This window comes from Acinetobacter sp. SWBY1 (assembly GCF_002946595.1).
Taxonomy (GTDB): Bacteria; Pseudomonadota; Gammaproteobacteria; order Pseudomonadales; family Moraxellaceae; genus Acinetobacter; species Acinetobacter towneri.
On record NZ_CP026616.1, the window covers coordinates 2,752,744 to 2,775,126 of the forward strand.

General features: G+C 41.5%; 19 protein-coding genes. 10 read left to right on the forward strand and 9 right to left on the reverse strand.

The features are described from left to right. Positions 1 to 814 precede the first annotated feature (814 nt). From C3Y93_RS13290 to sucD, 5 genes are all read left to right on the forward strand, one after another. Positions 815 to 3,637: a 2-oxoglutarate dehydrogenase E1 component gene (locus tag C3Y93_RS13290; protein WP_178318583.1), complete on the forward strand. Its 2,823-nt coding sequence runs from the start codon at positions 815 to 817 to the stop codon at positions 3,635 to 3,637. A gap of 16 nt (positions 3,638 to 3,653) precedes the next feature. Beyond that, positions 3,654 to 4,868 (forward strand): 2-oxoglutarate dehydrogenase complex dihydrolipoyllysine-residue succinyltransferase, encoded by a 1,215-nt coding sequence (gene odhB / locus C3Y93_RS13295; RefSeq protein WP_104853152.1) that lies wholly within the window; start codon positions 3,654 to 3,656, stop codon positions 4,866 to 4,868. 60 nt (positions 4,869 to 4,928) lie between these two features. Then, positions 4,929 to 6,362, forward strand: coding sequence for a dihydrolipoyl dehydrogenase (gene lpdA, locus C3Y93_RS13300; RefSeq protein WP_004972188.1), 1,434 nt, complete (start codon positions 4,929 to 4,931; stop codon positions 6,360 to 6,362). A gap of 174 nt (positions 6,363 to 6,536) precedes the next feature. Further along, a complete protein-coding gene (gene sucC / locus C3Y93_RS13305) occupies positions 6,537 to 7,703 on the forward strand; it encodes an ADP-forming succinate--CoA ligase subunit beta (RefSeq protein WP_070153939.1) in 1,167 nt (388 codons plus the stop codon). A gap of 11 nt (positions 7,704 to 7,714) precedes the next feature. Beyond that, entirely contained in the window at positions 7,715 to 8,608 is an 894-nt protein-coding gene (gene sucD, locus C3Y93_RS13310) for a succinate--CoA ligase subunit alpha (RefSeq protein WP_104853153.1), read from the forward strand. Between the two features lie 593 nt (positions 8,609 to 9,201). Here sucD and trpS read toward each other — a convergent pair. Then, positions 9,202 to 10,215 carry a tryptophan--tRNA ligase gene (gene trpS / locus C3Y93_RS13315; protein ID WP_004972183.1) on the reverse strand — a complete coding sequence of 338 codons (1,014 nt, stop codon included), beginning with the start codon at positions 10,213 to 10,215 and terminating at the stop codon, positions 9,202 to 9,204. 206 nt (positions 10,216 to 10,421) lie between these two features. Between trpS and C3Y93_RS13320 the strand changes: the two genes are divergently transcribed. The 3 genes from C3Y93_RS13320 to C3Y93_RS13330 all read left to right on the forward strand — a co-directional run bounded on the left by C3Y93_RS13320 (position 10,422) and on the right by C3Y93_RS13330 (position 12,708). Next, positions 10,422 to 11,348, forward strand: a complete 927-nt coding sequence (locus tag C3Y93_RS13320) for a DUF808 domain-containing protein (protein WP_004972181.1) — start codon at positions 10,422 to 10,424, stop codon at positions 11,346 to 11,348. A gap of 34 nt (positions 11,349 to 11,382) precedes the next feature. Beyond that, complete coding sequence (locus C3Y93_RS13325; RefSeq protein ID WP_104853154.1) at positions 11,383 to 12,288, forward strand: neutral zinc metallopeptidase; 906 nt, start codon at positions 11,383 to 11,385, stop codon at positions 12,286 to 12,288. Between the two features lie 84 nt (positions 12,289 to 12,372). Further along, positions 12,373 to 12,708 (forward strand): MGMT family protein, encoded by a 336-nt coding sequence (locus C3Y93_RS13330; protein WP_004972177.1) that lies wholly within the window; start codon positions 12,373 to 12,375, stop codon positions 12,706 to 12,708. A gap of 155 nt (positions 12,709 to 12,863) precedes the next feature. Here the strand turns inward: C3Y93_RS13330 and C3Y93_RS13335 are convergent, their stop codons facing one another. The 6 genes from C3Y93_RS13335 to carA form a co-directional block, all read right to left on the reverse strand. Continuing rightward, positions 12,864 to 13,304: a universal stress protein gene (locus C3Y93_RS13335; RefSeq protein WP_004972175.1), complete on the reverse strand. Its 441-nt coding sequence runs from the start codon at positions 13,302 to 13,304 to the stop codon at positions 12,864 to 12,866. A 189-nt stretch (positions 13,305 to 13,493) separates the two neighbouring features. After that, positions 13,494 to 14,132 (reverse strand): CatB-related O-acetyltransferase, encoded by a 639-nt coding sequence (locus C3Y93_RS13340; RefSeq protein ID WP_096901002.1) that lies wholly within the window; start codon positions 14,130 to 14,132, stop codon positions 13,494 to 13,496. Between the two features lie 135 nt (positions 14,133 to 14,267). Next, entirely contained in the window at positions 14,268 to 14,480 is a 213-nt protein-coding gene (locus C3Y93_RS13345; protein WP_104853155.1) for a hypothetical protein, read from the reverse strand. A gap of 113 nt (positions 14,481 to 14,593) precedes the next feature. Next, the gene (gene greA / locus C3Y93_RS13350; protein ID WP_004972169.1) at positions 14,594 to 15,070 is read right to left on the reverse strand and encodes a transcription elongation factor GreA; all 477 of its coding nucleotides are present in this window, start codon (positions 15,068 to 15,070) and stop codon (positions 14,594 to 14,596) included. Between the two features lie 82 nt (positions 15,071 to 15,152). Beyond that, positions 15,153 to 18,383 (reverse strand): carbamoyl-phosphate synthase large subunit, encoded by a 3,231-nt coding sequence (gene carB / locus C3Y93_RS13355; protein ID WP_004972166.1) that lies wholly within the window; start codon positions 18,381 to 18,383, stop codon positions 15,153 to 15,155. A 15-nt stretch (positions 18,384 to 18,398) separates the two neighbouring features. Continuing rightward, a complete protein-coding gene (gene carA / locus C3Y93_RS13360) occupies positions 18,399 to 19,538 on the reverse strand; it encodes a glutamine-hydrolyzing carbamoyl-phosphate synthase small subunit (RefSeq protein ID WP_104853156.1) in 1,140 nt (379 codons plus the stop codon). 323 nt (positions 19,539 to 19,861) lie between these two features. Between carA and C3Y93_RS13365 the strand changes: the two genes are divergently transcribed. After that, entirely contained in the window at positions 19,862 to 20,344 is a 483-nt protein-coding gene (locus C3Y93_RS13365; RefSeq protein ID WP_004972162.1) for a hypothetical protein, read from the forward strand. 126 nt (positions 20,345 to 20,470) lie between these two features. Here C3Y93_RS13365 and C3Y93_RS13370 read toward each other — a convergent pair whose 3' ends face one another. Further along, positions 20,471 to 21,010: a DOMON-like domain-containing protein gene (locus tag C3Y93_RS13370; RefSeq protein WP_104853157.1), complete on the reverse strand. Its 540-nt coding sequence runs from the start codon at positions 21,008 to 21,010 to the stop codon at positions 20,471 to 20,473. Between the two features lie 6 nt (positions 21,011 to 21,016). After that, a complete protein-coding gene (yhbY, locus tag C3Y93_RS13375; protein WP_004972158.1) occupies positions 21,017 to 21,340 on the reverse strand; it encodes a ribosome assembly RNA-binding protein YhbY in 324 nt (107 codons plus the stop codon). A 297-nt stretch (positions 21,341 to 21,637) separates the two neighbouring features. Here yhbY and rlmE point away from each other — a divergent pair, with 297 nt between their 5' ends. Beyond that, complete coding sequence (gene rlmE, locus C3Y93_RS13380; RefSeq protein WP_104853158.1) at positions 21,638 to 22,288, forward strand: 23S rRNA (uridine(2552)-2'-O)-methyltransferase RlmE; 651 nt, start codon at positions 21,638 to 21,640, stop codon at positions 22,286 to 22,288. Positions 22,289 to 22,383: the final 95 nt, after the last annotated feature.

The window sequence follows — 22,383 nt, forward strand, 5'->3', positions numbered from 1 at the left end:
GTCGTGTGATAAGTTGCTTGTTTTTGATGAGTACGTAAATGAAAAATGTTGCATGCAAAGAAGTGATTAAAAAGTGAGTATTTGATATTTTTTAGGTATAACTGTTGGATAAATAGACAAAAACAGCATTTAGCCGACTAAAGTTGCACACAATTGTAATCCAGTGCTGCTATTTTGTTGTAAAGCATGGGCAAATGCCAAGTTTAGCTGCAATATTTATTTTTAGATGTTATCATGTAACGTGTAAGTGAGAGGGCAGATTGAGAGATGTGCTCTCTTTTATTTTATCTGAAATAGCGGTGTTGGACTTTGGTCTAAATTGCATCTGTTTTTTAAATAAAGCACCATATGTTAGATGAAAATAGAATCAGTGTATTTCGCCAATTTATAGGAGGTATGTGTCAAAAAAATCAATTGCATTTCTGAGATCATGTTACGATTAACAAATGACTATATCTGAAAAATGTTGAATTTTTGTACATTTTATCAACATTTTAAGTGCAAATGATGTGTTATTAAATCAGGACTATTGCAGAAAAGTCGTATTAGAAAAGCTAAGACTGAGCACTTATTTTTTCTAAAACGATTTTGCAAAAAATTGCTCGGCTTGGGTCGAGTATATAAATGAGTGATGATGCCAATGAGGGCGTTATGATTCATAAATGACATTGGGTTTTCCTAATGTAGTGATAACGCCTCATGACATATGTCAACTGGGGACTAATGTCATGTTACCAATTTGACATTATCAATCATGGGTTTTGCTTAAAAAGCATCCTGGAAAATGTTTTTGCAATAGGAAATGGGTCCACAAATGCAAGAAGTTGCTGACGCACTGCGTCTTGACACTGAACTTTCCGCTGATAGTGCAGCGTATATTGAAGAACTTTACGAGCATTATTTGACGTCACCGGAATCAGTCGGTGCTGATTGGCGTGAATATTTCGATAAATTCCCGAAGGGTGATCAACCACACAGCAATGTACGTGAGCAATTCCTTTTATTAGGTCGTAATTCAAATCGCGTTCAAGCCATTGTTCAAGGTTCAGTGAGTTCTGAACACGAACAACGTCAAATTGGCGTGTTGCAACTGATTGCAGCTTACCGTAACCGTGGTCACCAAAAAGCAAAATTAGATCCATTAGGTTTGGCAAAACGTGAAGACGTGCCAGATTTAGATCTTGCTGCGCATGGTTTAACCAAGTCAGATTTAGACACGGTATTCCACACAGGTAACTTGGCGATTGATAAAGCTGAAGCGACCCTAGGTGAAATGGTTGAAGCCATGCAGTCAATCTACTGCGGTTCAATTGGTGCAGAATACATGCACATTGTTGATACCAAAGAGAAACGCTGGATTCAACAACGCTTAGAGAGCGCACGCGGTAAATTTACGTTCACTGCAGACCAAAAGAAACATGTACTTGAGCGCTTAACAGCAGCTGAAGGTCTAGAAAAATATCTAGGTAACAAATACGTGGGCGCTAAACGCTTTGGTGTAGAAGGCGGCGAATCATTTATCCCAATGGTCAACGAAATTATTCAACGTGCAGGTGCTGTAGGTTGTAAAGAAGTTGTGATTGGTATGCCACACCGTGGTCGTTTGAACCTGCTTGTGAATATCATGGGTAAAAACCCAGCAGACCTATTTGGTGAGTTCGAAGGTAAGAGCTTACACAAAAAAGGTTCGGGTGACGTGAAATATCACCAAGGTTTCTCATCTAACGTGATGACACCAGGTGGTGAAGTGCACTTGGCGCTTGCGTTTAACCCATCACACTTGGAAATTGTTGGTCCAGTGGTTGAAGGTTCTGTTCGTGCACGCCAAGTACGTCGTAAAGACATTGGTGGTGATGACGTATTGCCATTAATCGTACACGGTGACGCAGCATTTGCAGGTCAAGGTGTGAACCAAGAAACCTTCCAAATGTCACAAACTCGTGGTTATACCGTAGGTGGTACAGTTCACATTGTGATTAACAACCAAGTTGGTTTCACAACTTCTGACCCACGTGACGCACGTTCTACAGAATACTGTACTGATATTGCTAAAATGATTCAGGCGCCAATTTTCCACGTGAATGGCGATGACCCTGAAGCTGTAATTTTTGTATCTCAATTGGCACACGATTTCCGTCATACGTTCCGTAAAGACGTTGTGATTGATTTGTTCTGCTACCGTCGTCGTGGTCACAACGAAGCTGACGAGCCAGCAGCAACTCAGCCAATGATGTATCAAGTGATCAACAAAAAGACCACAACACGTACTTTATATGCTGACCAATTGGTGCAAGAAGGTGTGCTGGATCGTGCTGCGGCAGATCAAATGGTTGAAGACTACCGTTCTGATTTAGAAGCAGGTAATCACGTTGCGAATGCATTGGTACTTGAGCCAAATACCAAAATGTTTGTAGATTGGTCTCCGTACTTAGGCCACGACTATACAGACGTTTGGGATACGACTTTCCCGGTTGAGCGTTTGAAAGAACTTGGTCAAACCATGCGTAAACTTCCAGAAGGTTTCGTAATGCAGCGCCAAGTTGCAAAAGTGATTGATGATCGCTTAAAAATGCAAACGGGTGAAATGCCACTGAACTGGGGTGCAGCTGAAACTTTAGCTTATGCCACTTTGTTGGATGAAGGTTATTTAGTTCGTTTGACGGGTGAAGACGTAGGTCGTGGTACTTTCTCACACCGTCACGCAAAATTGCACAACCAAGTCGATGGTAAAACTTATATTCCGTTATGCCATATCAAAGAGAACCAACCACGTGTTGCAATCTACGACTCTTTATTGTCTGAAATGGCAGTATTGGCATTCGAATACGGTTATGCAACGACACTTCCAAAGAGCTTGATCATTTGGGAAGCACAATTTGGTGACTTCGCAAACTGTGCTCAAGTGGTGATTGACCAGTTCATCTCATCTGGCGAAACCAAGTGGGAGCGTGTGTGTGGTTTGACTATGCTACTTCCACACGGTTTTGAAGGTCAAGGTCCTGAGCACTCATCTGCACGTTTAGAGCGTTTCTTACAGCTTTGTGCGGAAGAAAACATGCAAGTGATGACACCAACAACACCTGCACAGATTTTCCACGCTTTACGTCGTCAGGCGATTCGTCCAATCCGTAAGCCAATGATCATCATGTCGCCGAAGTCTTTACTTCGTCACAAGTTAGCAGTGTCTAACCTTGATGAGCTTGCAACTGGTACATTCCAGACTGTGATTGATGAAATTGACAACATCAACAAATCAGACGTGACGCGTTTGGTATTGTGTGGTGGTAAAGTGTATTACGACTTGCTTGAAAAGCGTCGTGAATTAGAATTGAACAATACTGCAATTGTTCGTATTGAACAGTTGTACCCATATCCAGAACAACGTCTTGCTGAAGTTCTTGCTTCTTATCCAAACGTAAAAGAATTAGTTTGGACTCAAGAAGAGCCGAAGAACCAAGGTGCTTGGTTATTCATCGCGCCACGTTTATATGATGACGTAATGAAAACTGGTAAACAGATTCGCATTAGTTATGCGGGTCGTGAAGCATCTGCAGCACCAGCGTGTGGTTCACCATATTTGCATGCAAAACAACAAGCTCAGCTCATCAATGACGCGCTTGCGATCGTAGCTGAATAACAGGAGATTCGAAGTAATGGCAACCGAAATTAAAGCACCGGTATTTCCAGAGTCAGTTGCAGACGGTACGATTGCAACTTGGCACAAACAACCAGGTGAAGCAGTTTCACGTGATGAAGTGATCTGTGATATTGAAACCGATAAAGTTGTTTTGGAAGTAGTCGCTCCTGCTGATGGCACAATCTCTGCAATCATCAAAAACGAAGGCGATACTGTTCTTTCTGACGAAGTAATTGCTCAATTTGAAGCGGGTGCTGTTTCTGGCGCTGCTCAAACTCAAGCTGTTCAGTCTGAAGGTCAAGTAGAGCAAGCTGCAGCGAAAACTGAAGCGGGCGCTGCGCCAGTTGTTGAGCGTGCACAACCAGTTGCTGACCAAGCACCAGCAGTACGTAAAGCGTTGACTGAAACAGGTATCAATGCTGCAGACGTTTCTGGTACAGGTCGTGGTGGTCGTATCACTAAAGAAGATGTTGCAAATCATCAAGCTAAACCTGCTGCTGCAGCTGCGCCATTAAGCGTTGCGGTAGGTGAGCGTATCGAGAAACGTGTTCCTATGACACGTTTACGTAAGCGTGTTGCAGAGCGTTTACTTGCAGCGACTCAAGAAACTGCAATGTTGACAACATTCAACGAAGTGAACATGAAGCCAATCATGGAAATGCGTGCACAATACAAAGACGCATTTGAAAAACGTCATGGTGCACGTTTAGGCTTTATGTCTTTCTTCGTGAAAGCTGCAACTGAAGCATTGAAACGTTACCCAGCAGTAAACGCTTCTATTGATGGTGAAGATATCGTATATCACGGTTACTACGACATCGGTGTAGCGGTTTCTTCTGACCGTGGTCTAGTGGTTCCTGTATTACGTGATACAGACCGTATGAACTACGCTGAAGTTGAAAACGGTATTCGTGACTATGCTTACAAAGCACGTGACGGTAAGTTGGGTATTGAAGACATGACTGGCGGTACATTCACCATTACTAACGGTGGTACTTTCGGTTCATTGTTATCTACTCCAATTCTAAATACGCCACAAACTGCAATTTTGGGTATGCACAAAATCCAAGAGCGTCCTATGGCGGTTAATGGCCAAGTAGAAATCTTGCCAATGATGTATTTAGCGCTTTCTTATGACCACCGTTTAATTGATGGTAAAGAAGCTGTAGGTTTCCTTGTAACAATCAAAGAATTGTTAGAAGAACCAGCTAAACTCATCCTTGACCTTTAATTCTAAAGAATAAATCAGTGGGCTTGGAGCGATTCTCTAAGCTCATTTTTGGAGATAAAAATGTCTCAACAATTTGATCTTGTTGTTATTGGCGGTGGCCCAGGTGGTTATGAAGCGGCAATTCGTGCGGCTCAACTTGGCTTTAAAGTTGCGTGTATCGAAAAACGTATTCACAAAGGCAAACCATCTTTGGGTGGTACATGCTTAAACGTGGGCTGTATCCCATCTAAAGCATTACTTGATTCTTCACATCGTTATGAAGATACGGTTCATCACTTGGCTGATCATGGTATCACTACAGGTGAAGTACAGTTTGACCTTGCGAAGCTATTAGCACGTAAAGACAAAATCGTTGACCAATTAACTGGCGGTATTGATCAGTTATTAAAAGGTAACGGTGTTGAGTGGTTAAAAGGTACGGGTAAATTGCTTGCAGGTAAAAAAGTTGAGTTCGTTTCTCATGAAGGCGAAACTCAAGTTTTAGAGCCTAAGTATGTGATTCTTGCGACTGGTTCAGTTCCTGTAAATATTCCTGTTGCTCCTGTAGATCAAGACATTATTGTTGATTCTACTGGTGCATTAGAATTCCCAGAAGTGCCTAAGCGTTTAGGTGTGATTGGTGCAGGCGTAATTGGTCTTGAACTTGGTTCAGTATGGCGTCGTCTAGGTGCAGAAGTTGTTGTATTTGAAGCAATGGATGCATTCTTACCAATGGCTGACAAAGCTTTGGCAAAAGACTACCAAAAACTATTGACCAAGCAAGGTATGGATATCCGTATCGGTGCGAAAGTTTCAGGTACTGAAGTTAATGGTCGTGAAGTGACTGTTAAATATACCCAAGGCGGCGAAGACAAAGAACAAACTTTCGATAAATTGATCGTTTGTGTAGGTCGTCGTGCTTATGCTGAAGGTTTATTGGCAGATGACTGCGGTATTAAACTGACTGAACGTGGTTTGGTTGAAGTAAACGATTGGTGTGCAACTTCTGTTGAAGGTGTATATGCAATTGGTGACTTAGTACGTGGTCCAATGCTTGCACACAAAGCAATGGAAGAAGGCGTAATGGCAGTTGAGCGTATTCACGGTCATGCTGCACAAGTTAACTACGACACAATCATTTCAGTAATCTACACACACCCTGAAGCGGCGTGGGTTGGTTTAACTGAAGAGCAAGCGAAAGAAAAAGGCCACGAAGTGAAAACTGGTCAATTCGGTTTCGCGGTAAATGGTCGTGCTTTAGCTGCAGGCGAAGGTGCTGGTTTCGTGAAGTTTGTTGCAGATGCAAAAACAGATCGTTTATTGGGTATGCACGTGATTGGACCTGCTGCGTCTGACATCGTTCACCAAGGTATGATTGCACTTGAGTTTGTATCTTCAGTTGAAGATTTACAATTAATGACATTTGGTCACCCAACCTTCTCTGAAGTGGTGCATGAAGCCGCTTTAGCTGTAGATGGGCGTGCGATTCACGCGATTCAGCGTAAACGCAAATAACACTAAAAAGAGCGGCTTAGGCCGCTCTTTTTGCATTTGATGGTTGTATTTATGGGAATAATCATCTAAAAGTAAAGAGCATAGGAAAAACACCACACAAGGAAAGCAATATTAAAACGCAGGTTTGATATTGGTGGTGATAACTGAATAAAAGAAGTAGTAAAAGGTTAGTCAATGAATCTACATGAGTATCAAGCAAAAGCGCTATTAAAAAAATATGGTATGCCAGTACAAGAAGGCATTTTGGCAACTACAGCCGTAGAAGCTGTGCAAGCTTTCGAGCAACTGGGCGGTAAATTTGCAGTGATGAAAGCTCAGGTGCATGCAGGTGGTCGCGGTAAAGCGGGCGGCGTGAAGGTCGTAAAATCTGCACAAGAAGCAGCAGACTATGCCAACCAAATTCTTGGAACACGTTTGGTCACCTATCAAACTGATGCCTATGGTCAGCCTGTAAACAGTATTTTAGTGGCTGAAGATGTTTATCCTGTAGAGCGTGAACTGTATTTGGGTGCAGTGGTAGATCGTTCTAGCCGTCGCGTCACTTTTATGGCATCTACTGAAGGTGGTGTTGAAATTGAGAAAGTGGCAGAAGAAACCCCAGAAAAAATTATTAAAGTAGAAGTTGATCCTTTAGTGGGTTTATTGCCATTTCAGGCACGTGAAGTGGCTTTTGCATTAAAACTCAAAGACAGTCAAATCACGCAGTTTGTGAAGATTATGACAGCGGCTTATCAGGCATTTATCGACAATGATTTTGCCTTATTTGAAATTAACCCATTGTCTGTACGTGAAAATGGCGACATTTTATGTGTCGATGCCAAAGTCGGTATTGATTCCAATGCGCTGTATCGTTTGCCTGAAGTCTTGGCACTGCGCGATAAAACACAAGAAAATGAACGTGAATTGCGTGCATCAGAATTTGACCTGAACTATGTTGCTTTAGAAGGCAATATCGGTTGTATGGTGAATGGTGCAGGTTTAGCAATGGCAACTATGGATATTATTAAACTCTATGGTGGTCAGCCTGCGAACTTCTTGGATGTAGGTGGTGGTGCAACCAAAGAACGCGTAATTGAAGCCTTTAAAATTATTTTGGCAGATCACTCGGTTAAAGGCGTACTGATTAATATTTTTGGTGGAATTGTACGTTGTGACATGATTGCGGAAGCAATTATTGCAGCGGTTCAGGAAGTAAATGTGACGGTACCTGTAGTGGTTCGCCTAGAAGGGAACAACTCGGAACTTGGTGCAAAATTACTGGATGAATCAGGATTAAAACTTATTTCTGCAAACGGCTTGTCTGATGCCGCAGAAAAAATTGTTGCTGCAGTGAAAGCTTAAGGAGAATCAGGATGAGCGTATTAATTAATAAAGACACCAAAGTATTGGTACAAGGTTTCACTGGTAAAAATGGTACTTTTCACTCAGCACAAGCACTTGATTATGGAACTAAAGTGGTGGGTGGGGTAACGCCAGGAAAAGGTGGTCAAACCCATTTGGAATTACCTGTATTTAACACCATGAAAGAAGCTGTACGTGAAACAGGTGCAGATGCATCGGTGATTTATGTGCCTGCACCGTTTGTTTTAGATTCGATTGTAGAAGCAGTCGATTCTGGAGTAGGTTTGATTGTGGTGATTACGGAAGGTGTGCCAACCACCGACATGCTCAAAGCCAAGCGTTATTTAGAAACCAATGGCAATGGTACACGTTTGGTGGGACCAAACTGCCCAGGTGTGATTACACCAGGTGAATGTAAAATTGGCATCATGCCAGGGCATATTCATCAACCAGGACGAATTGGCATTATTTCACGTTCAGGTACTTTGACCTATGAAGCTGTGGCACAAACCACCAAATTAGGCTTAGGGCAATCGACTTGTATCGGGATTGGTGGTGACCCAATTCCAGGCATGAACCAAATTGTTGCTTTAAAATTGTTCCAAGACGACCCAGACACCGATGCGATTATTATGATTGGTGAAATTGGTGGTACGGCAGAAGAAGAAGCTGCGGAGTATATCCAGTCGAATGTTAGCAAACCTGTGGTGGGTTATATTGCAGGGGTGACGGCACCTAAAGGTAAGCGTATGGGACATGCGGGTGCAATTATTTCAGGCGGTAAAGGTACTGCGGAAGAAAAATTTGCAGCCTTTGAGCGTGCTGGAATTGCTTATACGCGTAGCCCTGCAGAACTGGGTTCTACCATGTGGCAAGTATTAAAAGATCAGGATTTGCTTAAATAAGTCAAATTTTGAAGAGCTTGATTTTATTCTGCGCTCAATCCCCAATATTGGGGATTTTTTTATGCTGAAAAATTAGCCATACTTGAAATATAAAGTATTTGTTATGAGTTGATTTGGTATTGCTTTGTTGCATAAATATGTAAGCATCTGATTTAAATAAATTTAATTTTGTATCAAAAAATAATCAAAACTTTTAAATCATATAGTTATGAAATCTTTGTGCGACAAAGCCGTTCAAGTAGTTTTTGCATCTAGGGAAATGATTTTTTATTGTTGAACAAGCTGTATAAACAGCTGATTCAAATAAAAAAATACGCAATGATTGGGGTGATCATTGCGTATGAAAACGAATCTGCTTTCACAGCTTCGATAACGGAGAAATGTTATGAAATTAGGATTACTCCTAAAGCATGTAAGTATACTAAACTGAGAAGAAATACTAATCCGCAGTATTCAGGTTACGTGATGTTAAATCACGTAAGTAATAAGTGTTTTTTGTGAATCACGTCATCTTATGTTGATTTTTCACTCAAATAAAAAGTCTCTTATTCATGTGAATAAGAGACTTTAAAATATTTGTATCTACAAAATGCTTAGAAGCGGAATACACCCAAGCCAGCTTTCACTTCATCTAAAGTTTGCTGGGTAATATCACGGCATTTGTCGGTGCCTGTTTTCAAAATATCCATAATGTAGTCAGGATCTTTAGCAAGTTCGATACGACGTTCACGGATCGGCCCAATCAATTCTTTTAGAATGCCTTCCAAACGCTTTTTCACCGTACCATCGCCCAAACCACCACGACGATAATGCGCTTTCAGTTCTTCAAGTTCTTCTTTGTTGGTATCGAAGGCATCTAAATAAGTAAATACTACGTTGCCTTCAACCTGACCTGGGTCTTCGATACGCAGGTGATTTGGGTCGGTGTACATTGCATTGACAGCTTTTTTAATGTCTTTGTCTGTGGCATCTAACACAATGGTATTGCCCAGTGATTTTGACATTTTCGCTTTACCATCAAAACCAGGTAAACGTCCGACATTTGACAACAATGCCTGACATTCAGGTAGCAAGTCATGACCAATTTGACGATTCACCCGACGCACAATTTCATTGGTCTGTTCAATCATTGGAATTTGGTCTTCACCTACAGGAACGACCGTTGCTTTAAATGCAGTAATATCGGCTGCTTGAGCTACAGGGTAGCACAGGAAACCTGCAGGAATATCACGCTCAAAACCACGCATCTGAATTTCAGATTTAATGGTTGGGTTACGCTCCAAACGCGCCACAGTCACGAAGTTTAAATACAACATGGTGAGTTCGTTTAATGCAGGCAGGCAAGATTGCACGCAAATGGTGGTTTTTGTTGGATCAATCCCCACCGCTAAATAATCGGTTGCTACCTCAATAATATTACGACGGACTTTTTCAAAGTTATCGGCATTGTCAGTTAAGGCTTGAGCATCGGCAAGTAACAGATGTTGATGATGTGAGTCTTGTAAACCTACACGTGAACGTAAAGAACCCACAAAGTGACCTAAATGTAGTTGTCCAGTTGGACGATCGCCTGTCAAAATCACAGGACGATTATCTTGATTACTCATTTTTTATTCCAAGTCGTATCTACGACATCTATGTACCGATGAATTGCTACATTGTAAGGCATAACATTTTTCAATGTCACTTCCTTAAGTGAGTTGAATAGAATTTGCTGTAAAAAATTTTGTTGTAAAAATTAATGAAGTAAATACAGACCCTATATAAATTCAGTTTTAAAATAACTTGAAAATCATATAAGGATAACAACGCAATGGCGAGCAGCTTATTACTTTTATTAGATGACATTGCAACAGTTTTAGATGATGTGGCAGTTATGAGCAAAATGGCTGCAAAAAAAACCGCAGGGGTTTTGGGCGATGATTTGGCGTTGAATGCGCAGCAAGTCAGTGGTGTACGTGCAGAGCGTGAGTTGCCTGTGGTATGGCGTGTGGCTAAAGGTTCATTCATCAATAAGCTAATTTTAGTACCGCTCGCGTTATTAATTAGTGTCGTTGCGCCGTGGTTAATCAATCCTTTATTGGTGGTTGGTGGTCTATTTTTAAGTTATGAAGGTGTGGAAAAAATCATGCACACCTTACAACACAAAAAAGCCCAAACGGCTAAAGAAGCGCAACTTGAGCTAATTCAAACTGAGCAAGACCTTGCGGCTTATGAAACCGAAAAAATTAAAGGTGCTGTGCGTACTGACTTTATTTTATCGGCGGAAATTGTGGTGATTTCTTTGGGGACTGTGGCTGCGGCAGGCTTTCTAACCAAAGTGACAGTATTAAGTTTAATTGCGATTGCCATGACGGTGGGTGTCTATGGGTTCGTTGCGTTAATTGTCAAAATTGATGACATTGGTTTATACCTCACAGAACAAGCTGCCAATTTTAAACAACGTATTGGGAGTGGTTTACTGGCATTTGCTCCAATTTTAATGAAGACTTTATCTGTGGTGGGTACTGCAGCGATGTTCTTGGTTGGTGGAGGAATTATCAATCATGCTATTCCTTTTGTGCACCATTTCACAGAAGATACGGTAGAGTATGTACAAGACATCCCAACGATGGGCAGTATTGTAGGTTCAGTCACGCCAATGTTGATGAACCTTGTCGTGGGTATTTTGGCAGGCATCTTGGTGGTGATTGTGGTCGCACTTGTTCAAAAAGTGTGGTCAAAGTCTAAATCGGCTTAATCTATTATCAGAGTTTAAGAGAAGGATAAGAATAATGCGTTGGAAAGGTCGTCGAGTTAGCACGAATGTAGAAGACCGCCGTGGTGGCGGTGGAGCAAAAGCGGGCGGTATCAGTATTTTGGGCTTAGTGGTGGCCTTTGTTGCATGGAAGTTCTTTGGCATCGATCCGCAATCGGCTTATCAAGCGACCAAGCAAGTCACCTCACATGCGCAAAGTGCTGAAACTAAAGGTTTAGATAATCCAACTCCTGAACAACAAGAGGCGATGGAGTTTGTGGGCACTGTTTTGGCCGATACAGAAGATACGTGGTCACAAGTGTTTCAGCAGCAGTTAAATAGCCAATATATACCACCTAAACTGGTGTTATTTACAGGTGTGGTCAATTCTGGCTGTGGTACGGCACAATCGGCAATGGGGCCATTTTATTGTCCTGCCGATCAAAAAGTATATATTGATACTTCATTCTTCCAAGCCATGCGTCAGCAAATGGGCATTGGTGGTGAACAAAATCAGACTGAATTAAGCCGAAATGATCAGGCGGGCGATTTTGCTCAAGCCTATGTGGTGGCGCATGAAGTTGGGCATCATATTCAGACCATTTTAGGGATTTCAGAACAAGTGCATAAAGCACGTCAGCAAGTCAGCGAAGTACAGGGTAATCAGCTTTCGGTACGTCAGGAATTACAAGCGGACTGTTTATCGGGAGTGTGGGCGCATCATAACCATCAACGTACTCAATTCCTCGAACAAGGTGATATTGAAGAAGCAATGGATGCGGCACATAAAATTGGCGATGACTATTTACAAAAACGTGCACGTGGGCAAGTCGTGCCTGATAGCTTTACGCATGGTACCAGTGCACAGCGCGTACAATGGTTCCAGACTGGCTTAAAATCAGGCTTGATCAGTGATTGTGATACATTCAATGCCGCAATTTAACTGACTTAAAAATCAAGTTTTATAAACAAAAGGAGTGCTGCCAGTCGCTCCTTTTTTATAGGCTAAATGAATGCGAGTGGATAGATGCAAACAACGTTAAGCCGTAAACCGAGTGATGAATTAGCACACATGATTTTGAACGTGGTGTGTTTGATTCCAGCAGGTCAGGTTGCGACCTATGGGCAAGTGGCACGCCTAGCGGGTCTGCCCAAACATGCACGTTTGGTCGGTTATGTCCTCAGGCATTTATCGGCAGAACATACTGTGCCGTGGCATCGGGTGATTAATGCGCAAGGAAAAATTAGCCTAAGCAAACTAAACGCCCAAGGAGAAAATATACAAACTTTAAAATTACAGGAAGAAGGGATTGTGGTAATTGCAGAAAAGGTGAATTTAAAACAATACCAATGGCAGAATTAAACTGAGCTGCTAAATCGAGCGTTTAATATTGAGATATGGTGATACTGAGAAAATTTGCTGAATAGAGTGCTGCAAATAAAAATTTTAGAACAAACAAAGAAATCTAAATGAGAGGGGAAGTTCCTCACTTCCGTAGAAATGAGGAACACGCAATCTTATTGACGTACAACCAATACAGGTGTTGTACCTTCACTTAGGATGCTTTGCGCAACGCTACCTAAGAATAATTTTTTCAAGCCAGTGCGGCCATGTGAACCAATCACGATAAGGTCAGCATTTAAGTCTTTTGCAGCATTGGTAATTTCGCGTGCAATTACTTGACCTTCAAGTAGTTTAGTTTCAGCTTCAACACCTTGTTCAGTGAATTTTTGCTTTGCTTCTTCTAAAGTTTTTACGATAGAAGCGCGAGCGCGTTCAATCAAGTCATTGGTTTGGTTTGCAGTGATGTATTCTGCAGCAATATACGGGTCAAGTGTAAGTACTTGTACCACAGTGATTTTACTACCAAATGCTTTTGCAAGTTCAGCAGCTTTTGCAACAGCGGCAAAAGAAGTTTCAGAACCGTCCACTGGTACGAGGATGTTTTGGTAAGCCATGAGTGTTTCTCCTTATTGTAATTTCAATACTTTAATAAAATATTCGCTCTGAGTCCTGTCTTATCTTACGCTGAATTCATATAGAATAAAACCCAGTAATTTCATAAAGATAATTGAGTGCTGTAAGTCCTTATTTCACCTTAATTTAGCATGAAATTATGAAGCTGTGCTTTCAATTCAACTAAAGTTTTAGTCATTTTTTGTTTGCGTGTTTGTCAAAAAATCGATCAGTTGATTGACATCATTACTCTGCAATTGTTCGCGGATTTTCAGTAAATATTTTTCATCAAAATCATACAGTTTTAGCGCCAAAAGTTGAGCAATCTCTGTTTCACTAAAGCGGTATTTAATTACTTTGGCAGGCACACCTGCCACAATAGCGTAAGGCGGTACATCTTGCGTAACCACTGCACCTGTCGCCACAATTGCACCTTCGCCTAGTTCAACACCTTGCATAATCATGGCGCGACTGCCAATCCAGCAGCCATCGCCAATTGTGGTATCACCTGCCGCAACAAAACTGCGAGTATCAAACGGAAAAGCCGAAACCCAGTCACTGCGATGCAATTGATTGCCACCCATCATAATCACGCATTCCGCACCAAAACAGACAAAATTGCCAATATGTAATTGATCAATTGGCTTGTCTGCTGTTGCAGGTTTGTCATGTAAATAACGCACCACACAACGTTCAAAACCCTGATCCCAATAGGCTGAATAATAAGAGTAATTGCCTTTGATGTGGATGTTGGGGTTTTTCACAGTTTTGGAGATGAACTCAAATTCGCACCAGTGTTTAACAGGGGAATTAATCAGCGTTTCGGACATGGTTTTTTCGTGTGGAGAGATGAGGGGATTATATCTGAAATTTTGAACCTCTCCCTAGCCCTTTCCTAGAAGGAGAGGGAATGTTCAAAATATTAGTTGACCACTACACTTTAGTGATTTGAAAGCTTAAAGTATCTATCTTAAAAAACTCCACAAATACATAAAAACATTTTTAACACTGTTTGGAAATAAGAATCCCCAAATAGCAAAAAAGAGTGATGATGCCAATACGATACTGACAGGACTGGTTTGTGTATTGATAAAGAGTCCCCAGACTGGAATTAAAATCAGTCCTAACACAGCCCCAGAAAGCGCATAAACAAATGCATGAATGATGCGATTTTCCATCTTATTTTCCTCTATTTTTATCGCAGTATAATCTATAAGCTCGGCTGTATGATTTATAGGCAATAAAAAACCCCTCAAAGAGGGGCATCGCGTGTAGTCATCTTTATTAAAACTTAAAGATATTCTACATTCACAATTTCATATTCCACTTCGCCTTGCGGAGTGACAATTTTGGCTTCATCGCCTTCATTTTTGCCCAACAAACCGCGTGCAATAGGCGAATTCACTGAAATTTTATTGATTTTAAAATCAGCTTCATCATCACCTACAATTTTGTAGGTTTTTTGCTCTTCGGTGTCTAGGTTTTCAATGGTCACAGTCACACCAAAAACCACACGTCCGTTTTGTTCCAATTCTTTAACATCAATTACTTGGCAAGCGCCTAATTTACCTTCGATGTCTTGGATACGACCTTCGCAGAAACCTTGCTGTTCACGTGCGGCATGGTATTCAGCATTTTCTTTTAAATCGCCATGTTCACGCGCTTCTGCAATCGCTGCAGTAATACGTGGACGTTCAACCGATTTAAGTTGTTGTAATTCTTGCTCTAAAGCGTGTTTACCTTCAGGCGTCATAGGATAACGTTGCATGTTGTCCCTCTTTAAAAATATTGAAGTCTATAAATGAAAAAAGCCCGCCACCCGAAAGGTGACGGGACTTTATTGAAATGTATTAACCTACAGTAAGATCTTGCAGGCGATATACATCCATTGGTAATTTAATCGCTAAGGCTTGGCATACAGCATCTGCGCCATTCAAGGTCGTGGTGTAATACACTTTACCTTGCAATGCAGAACGACGGATTGAGAATGAATCCTGCTGAGCTTGTTTGCCTTCAGAAGTATTGATGATGAGGTGAATCTCACCATTTTTCAAGCGGTCTACAATGTGTGGGCGACCTTCAGTCACTTTATTCACACGTTCACACTCAATACCTGCATCGGTGATGACTTTATGCGTACCACCCGTTGCAACAAGTTTGAAGCCAAAATCAGCCAATTGTTTTGCAATACGCGCCACATGCGGTTTATCTGACTCACGTACAGATAAGAATGCATGTTTTACTTCGCCTTCAGTTGGGATTCCTGGTAAGCGATCATTCGAGCCTAACACAGCTTTATAGAATGCTTCACCAAAAGTTTTGCCCACACCCATCACTTCACCTGTAGATTTCATCTCAGGCCCAAGCACAGGGTCTACACCAGGGAACTTGTTGAATGGGAACACAGCTTCTTTCACAGAGAAGTGTTGCGGAATAATTTCTTTAGTAAAGCCTTGTGCTTCTAAAGATTGACCTGCCATACAACGTGCTGCAACTTTAGCCAATGATTCGCCAATACACTTAGAAACGAACGGAACAGTACGTGATGCACGTGGGTTCACTTCCAAGATATAAACGTCATTGCCTTTCACTGCAAACTGTACGTTCATTAGACCAATAACGCCCAACTCTTTTGCCATGGCAACAGTTTGACGACGCATTTCGTCCTGTACTTCATCTGACAATGAATAAGGTGGAATTGAACATGCTGAGTCGCCAGAGTGAATACCTGCTTGTTCGATGTGCTGCATAATACCGCCAATCACCACATCTTTACCGTCAGATACGCAGTCTACGTCAACTTCAATCGCATCATCCAAGAAACGGTCTAACAGTACAGGTGCATCGTTAGATGCTTGAACTGCATCACGCAAGTAGCGTTTCAATTCTTCTTCGTTATACACGATTTCCATTGCACGACCACCCAATACATAAGATGGACGAACAACGAGCGGGTAACCCACTTTCGCTGCTTCTGCGATACCTTCTTCAGCAGATTTTACAATGCTGTTGTTAGGCTGACGCAATTGCAGACGTTGAATCATTTGCTGGAAACGCTCACGGTCTTCTGCACGGTCAATTGCATCTGGTGATGTACCAATAATTGGCGCACCTGCCTCTTCTAAAGCGCGTGCCAATTTCAATGGAGTTTGACCACCGTACTGTACGATAATGCCTTTTGGCTTTTCAGTACGTACGATTTCAAGTACATCTTCCAAAGTAATTGGTTCAAAGTACAAACGGTCTGAAGTGTCGTAATCGGTAGATACTGTTTCAGGGTTACAGTTCACCATGATGGTCTCAAAACCATCTTCACGCATTGCAAGCGCAGCGTGTACACAGCAGTAATCGAATTCGATACCTTGACCAATACGGTTTGGACCACCGCCAATCACCATGATCTTGTCTTTCGCTGAAGGATTTGATTCACACTCTTCATCGTAAGTTGAATACATATATGCTGTGTCAGATTCAAACTCTGCAGCACAGGTATCCACACGTTTGTAAACTGGGGTTACGCCCAAGTTCCAACGGTGTTTACGGAATTGCTTTTGTGAAATTCCCATCAAGTTCGCAATACGCAAGTCAGATAAACCTTTACGTTTGAACGAACGGATGTTGTCAGCGTTTAGATCGCCAAAACCTAAAGTTTTGATTTCATTTTCAGTGTTAACGATGTCTTGAATTTGAATTAAGAACCAACGGTCAATTTTGGTCGCTTCAAAAACTTCGTCCAAGCTAAAGCCATGACGGAATGCGTCAGCCACGTACCAAATACGCTCAGGGCCTGGAACTTTTAATTCAACTAAAATTTTGTCGCGTGCGCCTTCAGCACCCACTTCAATTTGTTCGTCAAAACCACACGCACCAGTTTCTAAACCACGAAGCGCTTTATTTACAGACTCTTGGAAATTACGGCCAATTGCCATGACTTCACCTACAGATTTCATCTGTGTGGTTAAAGTCGCGTCTGCTTGCGGGAACTTTTCAAAGTTGAAACGTGGAACTTTAGTGACAACGTAGTCAATTGATGGTTCAAATGCCGCAGGAGTGGTACCGCCTGTGATGTCATTTTTCAGTTCATCAAGGGTATAACCCACAGCCAATTTCGCTGCAACTTTTGCAATTGGGAAACCAGTGGCTTTAGATGCAAGTGCAGATGAACGAGATACACGTGGGTTCATCTCAATCACAACCATACGACCAGTATTCGGGCAAATACCGAACTGAACGTTAGAACCACCTGTTTCTACACCAATTTCACGAAGTACCGCTAAAGATGCATTACGCATCAATTGGTATTCTTTGTCCGTCAAAGTTTGCGCAGGAGCAACGGTGATTGAGTCACCAGTGTGCACGCCCATTGGGTCAAAGTTTTCGATTGAACATACGATGATACAGTTGTCGTTTTTATCACGTACAACTTCCATCTCATATTCTTTCCAACCAATAAGTGATTCATCAATCAATAATTGTTTGGTTGGAGAAAGATCGAAACCGCGTTCACAGATTTCAAGGAATTCTTCTTTGTTATATGCGATACCGCCACCAGAACCACCCATGGTGAATGATGGACGAATAATCACAGGGAAGCCAAAGCGAGATTGAATCTCAAGTGCTTCTTCCATAGATTCAGCAATTGCTGCTTTTGGACACTCAAGACCAATTTTACGCATTGCTTCATCAAACAATTTACGGTCTTCAGCTTTTTCAATCGCGTCTTTGGTTGCACCAATCAATTCAACATTGTATTTGGCTAAAATACCGTTGGCATCTAATGCAAGCGCACAGTTCAACGCAGTTTGACCGCCCATGGTTGGAAGTACTGCATCTGGACGTTCTTTTTCAATGATTGCTGCAACAGTCTGCCAAGTGATTGGCTCGATATAAGTTGCATCTGCCATTGCAGGGTCAGTCATGATGGTCGCAGGGTTCGAGTTTACCAAAATCACGCGGTAACCTTCTTCACGCAGCGCTTTACATGCTTGAGCACCAGAATAGTCAAACTCACAAGCCTGACCAATAACAATAGGACCAGCACCAATAATTAAGATGCTTTTAATATCCGTACGTTTAGGCATTATTTCGCTCCTTAATTACTTCTTAGCGGCTTCAATAAGTTCGATGAAATGATCGAACAATGGTGCGCAGTCATGTGGACCTGGACTTGCTTCTGGGTGACCTTGGAAGCTAAATGCAGGCTTGTCTGTACGATGAATACCTTGGTTTGTGCCATCGAACAATGAACGATGCGTTGGACGTACATTGCTTGGTAAGGTGCTTTCATCTACCGCGAAGCCGTGGTTCTGAGAAGTAATCATCACTGTACCAGTTTCTAAGTTTTGTACAGGATGGTTTGCGCCGTGGTGTCCGTTCGGCATTTTCATTGTTTTAGCACCTGATGCAAGTGCAAGAATTTGGTGACCTAAACAGATACCAAATACAGGAGTATTCGTGGTTTCTACAATTGTTTTTACAGCTTCAATTGCGTAGTCACATGCAGCAGGATCGCCAGGGCCATTTGACAAGAAAATGCCATCTGGGTTTAACGCAAGGACTTTTTCAGCAGGGGTTTGTGCAGGAACAACGGTTAATTTGCAACCGCGGTCTGCCAGCATACGCAGGATGTTGGTTTTGACACCGTAATCGTATGCAACCACATGATATTTAAGTTCAGGTTGAGTAAAGCCTTTGCCAAGTTCCCATGAACCTTCAGTCCATTCAAAACCTTCAGGGTCGCAGCATACTTTTGCAAGATCTAAGCCGTTTAAGCCGCCAAATGCACGTGCTTTTGCAATTGCTTCTTCTTCAGTGATATTTTCACCAGCAAGAATACAACCGTTTTGCGCACCTTTGGAACGTAAAATACGGGTCAATTTACGGGTATCAATATCGGCAATTGCAACAACATTGTGTTGTTGTAAGTATTCGCCTAAAGATTGAGTAGAACGGAAGTTACTGTGTAATAAAGGCAAATCACGGATAATTAAACCGTTTGCCCATACTTTATGAATTCGACCTGACTCAACATCTTCATCATTGCAACCAGTGTTCCCAATATGTGGGTAAGTTAAAGTCACAAGTTGTTGTGCATAACTCGGGTCGGTCAAAATTTCTTGATAGCCAGTCATGGCAGTGTTAAAAACGACTTCACCAGTCGTGCTTCCCGTTGCACCGATAGACGTACCTTTAAAGATTGTACCGTCGGCGAGGGCTAAAATGGCGGGGGTGCTCAAACCAAAGCTCCTGAACTAAAACCACAAAAATAGGGCTGTAAAAAAGCGAGTAGACGAAAAAAAAGGAAGGTCAATATTTAAACCTACCCTCCTATGTCTGCTCGCTTGAACTTAACATTGCATTATACGCATGAACTCGCCAAAAGTCCATTGTGAATCTAACGAATATGTAAGATAAAAGACTTGCTTTTTTTGCTAGGTTTATGTTTTAGCGTGTAGTCCAAATGTAAGCAATCTACGATTGTTAGACAATCCAAAACCCATTTGAGTCTAAATTGCCTTATGCTTAATTTATAAACAACAACGACCTTGGGTAAAAGCGAATGACTGAACAAGATAAATCAGCCACTGAACCACAAAACAGTGCAATCAAAGCAGTAAGTGAAGGCGCTGAAAAGCTTGAAAAAGTAACGCATGATGCCAAAGAGCAGGTGCTTGATGTGGTTGCAGAAACGCAAGAAAAACTTCAAGCCGAAGCAAAACAACTCAATGCCAGCGTGCAAGAGCAATTGGGTCAGTTAAAGCAAGATGTGTTGCAAAAAATTGAAGCTTTAAAAGCACAATTTGGCAGTTCACCTAAAGATTTGGGCGAATTAAAAGACTTTGTAAAAACTGAATTTAGCGCAATTATTGAAGATCTTTCTAAACTTGGTAAAGAGTTGAAAGAAGATGTCAGCAGCATTTCAGTGAAACACAAAGACCAATTGGCTGAAACGTTTAAGCGTTCTAAAGAGCACACACTAGAAGCATGGAAAAAAGTAAATCCATCAAAAACTGAAACTAATGATGAAACTGATCAAGCATAATCCAGTTTAATCTGTTGCTGATTCAGCCATAAAAAAAAGTGAGGTCATGCGCCTCACTTTTTTTATTCAAATTTCTGCTCAAGTACAAAATGAAAATCCAATTATGCATTTTGAAACTAGTCAAGATTAGAATTGATGTAACCAATCTCGTTTATTATGAAAATCGGCGGCAGGGCTGCTGTGTTGCATGGCATAAAATTGCTCGCCTTGACTGGTTTTTAATACAGCTGTGAGCCCAATAAACAAATCTGTCCATTTCAGTTTATGTTTCAGCATAAATTCGGTTAAATCCAAACTGACATTTAAACCGTAATGCGTACGTTTTAGCTGATTCAACTCAATATCATAAGCGGCCACAGGTGGCATTTGCTCAGGATAACGATATTCTTCAAAGGCATAGGCTTGCCAAGCTTGAGAAGGGGAGAGATTGATTTCACGATAAAAATCTACGCCCTGAACGCCAATGAAAATTTCAAAGCAGGTCTGTTCCCACAAAAAGTCCTGACGCGGATGTGAAGCCACCAATGCAGGCCATTCGACCCATTGATTCGGATCACGCAGCCAATAACCTACATTTAAGCTAAACGGACTTTGTTGTTCAATTGCACCGACCAAAGAAATCGCTTGAAACTGACGATCAAAGGCGCTGAGTTCGTAACTTGCCATATAAGCTTAGTTAGACAAATGAGCGTGACGAACTAAATTTGACAACTTGGCATTTTGTTTTGCTGCTTTTTTATAAAGTAAAGCAATTTTACCAATTGTTTGTACCACTTCAGAACCTGTTGCTGCAGCAATTTCAGTAATTACAGCTGCACGTACTTCACGGTCTTCACCACCTATTTTAACTTTAATCAATTCGTGATCGTTTAAAGCACGGTTGGTTTCTTCAATTACATTTTCAGTCAAACCTTGACCGCCAACCATCACTACAGGGTTAAGTGCATGACCAATTTGACGTAAACGCTTGCGTTCCTGAATAGAGAGAGCCGCCATAAAGATAACCTAATTTTAAAAACGGCTTAGTATAACAAAAGCCAATTTGAAACGCTGTAAATTCTATGCAAATAATCCGCGATCTTGCAGCAGTACAAAAATATCAAAATTGAACATTTGCTTAGGTTTATCCATTAGTGATGAGTGTGGTTTTTTATGCCACAGTACAGAAATAAGCGATGGATTTAATAGAAAAAACTTGTCAGTTATTGGCATTTAGATACAGATGTCTACTGCAAGCTTGCTAATTTTCACGTACAATCGCAATTTAGATGGCTATTCGTTACTAAGAGAGTTATGGCAACACGCATTACCAACCAAAAGTTATCCAAAAGTAGTCGTGCGTGGATGAGAGAGCACCTAGATGATCCCTTTGTGAAAAGAGCGCAAAAAGAAGGGTATCGTGCACGTGCTGCATACAAACTACTTGAGATTCAAGAAAAATATAAACTGATCAAACCGGGCATGACGGTGGTGGACTTAGGTGCAGCACCAGGTAGTTGGTCGCAAATCGCAGGGAAACTTGTCGGCGACAAAGGTTTGGTGATCGCTTCCGATATTTTGGAAATGGACGCATTACCAGATGTGACCTTTTTACAAGGTGACTTCCGCGAAGAAGAAGTGTTCGAAAAATTGTTAAATATTTTAAACGGACGCACGGTAGACGTTGTAATTTCCGATATGGCCCCCAATACATCAGGTAATAAAGCTGTAGATCAACCGCGTCAAATTTACTTATGTGAGTTGGCTCTCGATTTTGCCAACCGTGTATTGGGACCTAATGGTCAGTTTGTGGTCAAAGTGTTCCAAGGTTCGGGATTTGACGAATTTCGTAAACAGGTCGTGGACGGTTTTGATGTGTTAAAGACAGCAAAACCCGCTGCTTCACGGGCGCGTTCCAAAGAAGTATTCCTTATTGGACAAGGACGTAAAAAAGCGTCTAAATAAAGTTTACTTGCCAAGCCGTTAAAAATTGTGCATTTTGTACGTTTTTAATGAATTGTCTAGCTGATCTTCAGCTTTTTGAATGAAAGGTCACCCAG